This window comes from Sporosarcina koreensis (genome assembly GCF_001531445.1).
GTDB lineage: Bacteria > Bacillota > Bacilli > Bacillales_A > Planococcaceae > Sporosarcina > Sporosarcina koreensis_C.
On record NZ_LQYA01000303.1, the window covers coordinates 1 to 243 of the forward strand.

1 pseudogene is annotated in these 243 nt (G+C 35.8%); it reads right to left on the minus strand.

The features are described 5' to 3' along the window. A pseudogene (locus AWV70_RS23215) lies at positions 1 to 243 on the minus strand (MFS transporter); the annotation flags it as partial.

The window sequence follows — 243 nt, forward strand, 5'->3', positions numbered from 1 at the left end:
CAATGCCCACTGACATTAGTATAATTCCTACAATATCAAAATGACCTTTTATCCTTACTTCTTTTTTCAACAATTTAATAAGGAACGGAACAGTGATAATTGTCATCATTGGAATGAGCAGAAGATAAGACCAATGGATAAAATGAGCTATCATTCAACCAATAGCTGGACCGATACCTTCTCCCATAGCTACTATGGAGCCAATAAGACCAAACGCTTTACCCCTATTTTCCTTTGGAATAT